The sequence below is a fragment of the Hymenobacter sp. genome, assembly GCF_036388155.1.
Taxonomy (GTDB): Bacteria; Bacteroidota; Bacteroidia; order Cytophagales; family Hymenobacteraceae; genus Hymenobacter.
This window is the reverse complement of the sequence record NZ_DASVSI010000102.1, coordinates 1-5059: the sequence shown is the minus strand read 5'-3', so window position 1 is coordinate 5059 and position 5059 is coordinate 1. Positions and strand designations below refer to the sequence as shown.

7 protein-coding genes and 1 pseudogene are annotated in these 5059 nt (G+C 60.0%); 6 read left to right on the top strand and 2 right to left on the bottom strand.

Features of this window, described 5'->3' with window-relative positions; genetic code table 11:
• Window positions 1-240, bottom strand: a pseudogene (locus tag VF629_RS14050) (M1 family peptidase); the annotation flags it as partial.
• A 167-nt stretch (window positions 241-407) separates the two neighbouring features.
• Window positions 408-1001, bottom strand: a complete 594-nt coding sequence (locus VF629_RS14045) for a HupE/UreJ family protein (protein WP_331059122.1) — start codon at window positions 999-1001, stop codon at window positions 408-410.
• A 302-nt stretch (window positions 1002-1303) separates the two neighbouring features.
• Here VF629_RS14045 and VF629_RS14040 point away from each other — a divergent pair, with 302 nt between their 5' ends.
• The 6 genes from VF629_RS14040 (at window position 1304) to VF629_RS14015 (ending at window position 5023) form a co-directional block, all read left to right on the top strand.
• Entirely contained in the window at window positions 1304-1813 is a 510-nt protein-coding gene (locus VF629_RS14040; protein WP_331059121.1) for a hypothetical protein, read from the top strand.
• Window positions 1814-2057: 244 nt separating this feature from the next.
• Window positions 2058-2936 carry a hypothetical protein gene (locus tag VF629_RS14035; RefSeq protein WP_331059120.1) on the top strand — a complete coding sequence of 293 codons (879 nt, stop codon included), beginning with the start codon at window positions 2058-2060 and terminating at the stop codon, window positions 2934-2936.
• 417 nt (window positions 2937-3353) lie between these two features.
• Window positions 3354-4199, top strand: a complete 846-nt coding sequence (locus tag VF629_RS14030; RefSeq protein ID WP_331059119.1) for a hypothetical protein — start codon at window positions 3354-3356, stop codon at window positions 4197-4199.
• 197 nt (window positions 4200-4396) lie between these two features.
• On the top strand, window positions 4397-4618 hold the full coding sequence (locus VF629_RS14025; protein ID WP_331059118.1) for a hypothetical protein: 222 nt from the start codon (window positions 4397-4399) through the stop codon (window positions 4616-4618).
• Complete coding sequence (locus VF629_RS14020; protein ID WP_331059117.1) at window positions 4618-4854, top strand: PIN domain-containing protein; 237 nt, start codon at window positions 4618-4620, stop codon at window positions 4852-4854. The genes VF629_RS14025 and VF629_RS14020 overlap by 1 nt, the downstream gene beginning before the upstream one ends.
• Window positions 4817-5023 carry a PIN domain-containing protein gene (locus VF629_RS14015; protein ID WP_331059116.1) on the top strand — a complete coding sequence of 69 codons (207 nt, stop codon included), beginning with the start codon at window positions 4817-4819 and terminating at the stop codon, window positions 5021-5023. Before VF629_RS14020 ends, VF629_RS14015 begins: the two co-directional genes overlap by 38 nt.
• Window positions 5024-5059: the final 36 nt, after the last annotated feature.

Sequence of the window (5059 nt, the reverse complement as noted above, 5' to 3'; positions counted from 1 at the left end):
GGTCTCGCGGCCCGTGATGGCCTGCTTGGCGTCGTCCAACGTGACGGCGATGTCGTAGTCGGCCCGCTGCTGCCAGTAGTCTTTGCCCGGCGCGCCGCTGGCTGTGCGGTAGGAGTTGGGCGTGGGCAGCAGGGTTTCGAGTTGGGCGAATTTATCCGTGCCCGAGTTGGTAGTTTGGGCCGCAGCGGGCTGAACACCCGCCAAAGCCAACACCAAGCCGGCAAATAGAAAACGACGCATAGAAAAAACGTGAGTGAGGAAAATCAAAAAAGTTGTGGCGGGAAAAGGCGGTGAAGGGTAGCCCGCATTGCAGGCGCCCGGACTTGCCCACCAACCGAGCAGTCAGTTTTGCCAAAGCAAAGCCTGTAATGCGCTGCTCAAGCACCGCCTCCTACAAATATAAAGCTTCAGGGCCAGAGCTGTTGCGCCAGCAGCACCGTGGCAATGCCCAATGCCGCGCCGCTGGTGGTGAGCAGCCAGTCGCGTCGCTCCACTCCCAGTATGCGCAGCAGCACCAGCCCCAGCAGCAGAATAGCGCCGACGACGAGCACCTGCCCCACTTCCACCCCCACGTTGAAGGCGAAAAGCTCCAGCACCGGCCGGCTGTTGGCCCCCAGCAAGCTGCGCAGGTAGTTGGAAAACCCCAGGCCGTGCACCAGGCCGAAAAGCAGGGCCAACAGGTTGGGCGCGGCGGCCAGCACCGGGGCGCGGGGCTTGAGCACCCGGTTGGCCTTGCGCAGGTTGGCCAGCGCCGTGACCATGATGGTGAGCGGAATCAGCGCCTCAATGAGCGTGGAGTTGACGGATACCACCCCCAGCGTGGCCAGCGCCAGCGTGAGCGAGTGGCCAATGGTGAAGCTAGTAACCAAAGCCAGCACCCGTCGCCAGTCGGCCAGCACGTAGGGCGCGCACAGGGCCAGCAGAAACGTGAGGTGGTCGGCGGCCCGCGGCGTGCAGATGTGCAGGAAGCCCAGCTGCCAATAGGTCTGAAAAACGGACATGCCGCAAAGCTACTGAAAACCAGAAAAGCGCATGGCATGGGTGGCGGCCGGCGCTTGCCGGCGCAGTCAGCGCCCGGTTTTGCCCGTGAGCAACCGTTCAATTGAGAGCAAAAGGTGAAAACATCAGACTTTATAAGTCATAAACTCAGCCTGAACAGGTTTGACCAAAATGGTCTTAGAGCGAATTAACAGGGTAAAACCAGGTTGAATTAGCCGACTTTACACGTACCTAGCCAATAGTTGGTGGCAAGCCAGGGGCCCTCTTACTTCGCCTCATCATTTACGCACCTCCACCGCCCTCCATGCTTCGCCCCACGCTACTATTCGTCCTGCTTGCCGGTTCTGCCTCGGCCCAAACGCTTGCCTCGATTACTCCGTTGCCGGAATCGGTCGCTGCCACCGCGCCCGCACCTCCTGCCCCCACGCAAGCGGCCCCCGCGGCAATCCGCACCGCAGCCGACACCGTGCAAGCCATTCACCGCTTGTTTGCCAGGCGTCGCAAAGCCGGCAGCATCTTCATCGTTGGCGCCGTAGGTGCCGATTTGGCCCTGGCCGGCGTCTCGTCTGCCGCGGAGAGCAAACCCCAAAGCACGGGAAGCGGCGGGTATGGCTGGAAGCCGGGCACCATTCACTTTGGCTTTGGCGGCTTTGCCGTTATCTATGGCGTGCTGGCGGCGCCCGTGATGGGCGTGGGCATACAGCAGCTCATTGCCTACGGCCCCAAGCGCGAAGCCAAGGTGGTAGCAGCCTACGAAACCGCCGGCAAGCTGCCCGCCAAAATCAAGCGCCAACTGCGCGGGTATTTGCGCTAGCCCAGGCGCCGTGGCCTCCTTGCAAAACTATTGCCGCCGGGGCTGCACAAGCAGCGGCTTAGTGAAGCTAAATTTGCTTTATCGGGCAAACAATTTGGCGTCATGGGAGCGCCTTTCCCACTGCTCGAATGCTACGCACTTATCTTCAACCAGCATTCTGGCTATCAATTTGTTTCTATCATTACGCCTCCTCTGCGTTATTCTGTCCCTGTCCGCAAGCGTTGCCACCGCCACCGCGCAAACCTTGCCCCCGGCCACGACAGCGGCAACGCCCGCCTTCTCCAGCACCCTGACGCGCGCTGACACCGCCCGCGCCATCCACGAACTGTTTCGGAGCCGCCGCGGGGGCGGCACCGGCTGGCTGGCGCTGGGCACGGCCGGCATCCTGGCCTCTACCCTGCCGGCGCAGCAAAGCACCAGCGCCGGCGTGTGGACGCCCGGAGTGGTGGCCGGCTCGGCCTTTCTGCTCATTGGCCTCAACAAGCGAATTCAGTTTCGGCCCGGGCGCGAGCGGCAGGTGCTGCGCGAGCTGGCGGCCACGGGCCACCTGCCGCCCAACGTAGCGCGCCGCCTGCGTGGCAACTACGCGTCGGTGCACGGCTCTGCTTCCGAAGATAACCCATTGCTGGCCAAAGGTATCATACCCAGCAACGCGGCTCCGGCCCCCTTGAGCGGCGCGGCACCCAGCGCCCCGGCAGTGGCCGCAGCCCCGGCCCAGCTGCTGGCCGACGCCCGCACCGACACCCTGGACGCCGTGCGGGGCCTGTTTATGAAGCGGCGTACGGCGGGAGCTTGGCCCCTGGTGATACTCCTGCCCGTAGCCCGCATCCTCACGGGCTCAGGCGCCACTTCGAGCAACACCAGCCCTTATGCCCCGAAAACGTCGCCGCCCTCTGACAATTCCGTGGGCCTGGGGCTGGGCCTCATGGGGGCCGGCCTGGTATACATGCTCGTTCACAACGCGCCCTACACCAACAACCGCTACCTGGAGCTGAGCCAGGCTTACAACAACGGCCAGCCGCTGCCGACGCGCTTCCGGGAGAAACTCCGGCCCCGCCACCTCGAATTGGGCCGCAAGTACCGCCAGCGCATGGAGCGCAAAGCGCAGCGGCGCCGTGGCTAGCGGCGCACAAAGTAGGCCGTGCGGACAGCAACCCAAAAGACCGTCATGCAGCGCGCAGCGAAGCATGACGGTCTTTTTTTATTTAGGAAGTAATAGTGTCCACACACCCTATGCTAGCGTGGTATTGTCGGCCCTTCGCCACCGTGGCTGCCGCGGCGGCAGTGGCTAAAGTTTCTTCGCGTGCGCCTAGGTGCGAAGATTAAACGGGCCGAATTGAGCGAATGGATTCGACCGGTGCGTTTAATTTTGGGGTAACTGCCGAATCGATGTATCGATGTTTGGCTGCAAACCTCGCTTATGCGTCAATTCCTGAGTTTCCTTCTCACACTTTGGTTTTTCTGTATCAGCGTGGCTGCTCACGCTCAAGCTCGTTCGAATTCTTCCAACCCAGACGATATGCGTATTGTGTAGACCGATGTGGAGAATTTCTGGCGAGCTTACGACAAGTTGGCCACCGCTAAAAATCATTCGGACAGCTTATCCGTTGTCAAAACCCATTACCTGGATGTGGCATCACCGGGCCTACTGGCCTACGCCGCTGCCGCCAACGCTACTGCCGCCGATTTTCTGCGGGCCTGGCGTACTCATCGGCAGTACTTGACTGCTATTCGGCCCGCTACGAATGCAATCGGTCAGCAGCGGCCCGCTATTGTGAAGGCGGCCCGCAAACTCAAAAAAGCTTACCCAGCGGCAACATTTCCCGATTTGTACTTTGCCATCGGCAAGTTTGAAGTAGGCGGCACCGCGTTTGACAACCTGTTATATGTCGGAGCTGAATTGAAATGCGCGGCCGAGAACGCGCCTTTGCAAGAATTACGGCCCGATGTGCGCGACGGCGTCAAGCCGGTGAAAGAGCTTCCCACGGTCTGCCTCCACGAAATAGTGCACGGGCAGCAACGCCCTAAAGAGTACCGCTCCAACCTGGAAGGGGCACTTCGGGAAGGGGCCGCCGAATACGTGGCCTACCGGCTAACCGGCCATTTGGACAGCCCTGCTGCGTTTGCCTATGGACGGAAGCACGAGGCAACTCTCCGCCAGCAGTTTAGCCAGGAAGCAGACCAACCCATCACCGCCAAGTGGTTCTTGGCAACCGCCGATGCCAGTGGCCAGCGGCCCGGCGCGCTGGCTTATTTCGTCGGATTTCGTATTTGCGAAGCGTATTATGCGCAGGCCCAAGATAAAAAAGCCGCCTTGCAAACGCTTATTGCACTTTCAGACCTACCCGCCCTGCTGGTGCAGGGCAGACAGTATTTGGCTCGGTAGCACTTCTGATATACGAAGCAAAAGGCCCCGCCAGCAGGGCTTGTTCTCTGGCTGGTTCAACAGCTTCGCCGCCGTGGCGGCCGTAGCGGGCCTTTCTCGCAAGCGTGCCCCAGACAGTCAGAGACTCGCCCCATGCTTGTAGACCTTTTTGCAGCCCTTTAGCGTTAACTTGCTACAGCACCAGCTCTCTTCCTGTCATGTCTTCCTCTGCGCCCATTCAGCCCACCAAGCTCAATAGCTTGCAAATTAGCTTGCTTCGACTTTTTGAACGTGGGATGAGCGACGAAGATACCCTAGAGCTACGCCGCGTCATCGTGGCGCACCTCTCCAAAAAGATGCTGGCCGAAGTTGAACGTATTGACAACGAGCGCGGCTACACCGCCGAAGACTACGAGCGAATGCTTAACGCGCCCTCTTGATGCGCCGGGCAGTTATCGACACCAATTGCTTGCTGGCCTCCCTCAATCGCAACAGCCCGTTTCACCGTCTGTACGAGCTATTTGTCAGCGAAGCATTTGAATGGATTCTCAGCAATGAAATACTGACGGAGTACGAAGAAGTGCTCACCCAACATTACTCCGTGGTCACCGCCCAGCGAGTAACCGAGATTCTGCTGAATGCCCCCAATACATCGTTTCAAGAAGCCTACTATTAAATGGCAGCTCATTGAGGCCGACCCGGACGATAACAAATTCGCGGACGTCGCCGTTGCTGCCAGCGCCGATTACCTCGTCACCAACGACCGGCACTTTGAAGCACTCAAGCAACTGGAGTTTCCTCGGGTGCCTGTGGTCAGCTTGCAGGAGTTCCTAAGCAGCTTTTGATGGGTTGGTCTCAGACATAAAAAGGCCCGACAGAAT

Excerpts from the sequence above, each read along its gene's own strand:
- VF629_RS14025 (WP_331059118.1), top strand. The coding sequence starts at position 4,397 with ATGTCTTCCTCTGCGCCCATTCAGCCCACCAAGCTCAATAGCTTGCAA.
- VF629_RS14040 (WP_331059121.1), top strand. The coding sequence starts at position 1,304 with ATGCTTCGCCCCACGCTACTATTCGTCCTGCTTGCCGGTTCTGCCTCG.
- VF629_RS14015 (WP_331059116.1), top strand. The coding sequence starts at position 4,817 with ATGCCCCCAATACATCGTTTCAAGAAGCCTACTATTAAATGGCAGCTC.
- VF629_RS14045 (WP_331059122.1), bottom strand. The coding sequence starts at position 1,001 with ATGTCCGTTTTTCAGACCTATTGGCAGCTGGGCTTCCTGCACATCTGC.
- VF629_RS14020 (WP_331059117.1), top strand. The coding sequence starts at position 4,618 with ATGCGCCGGGCAGTTATCGACACCAATTGCTTGCTGGCCTCCCTCAAT.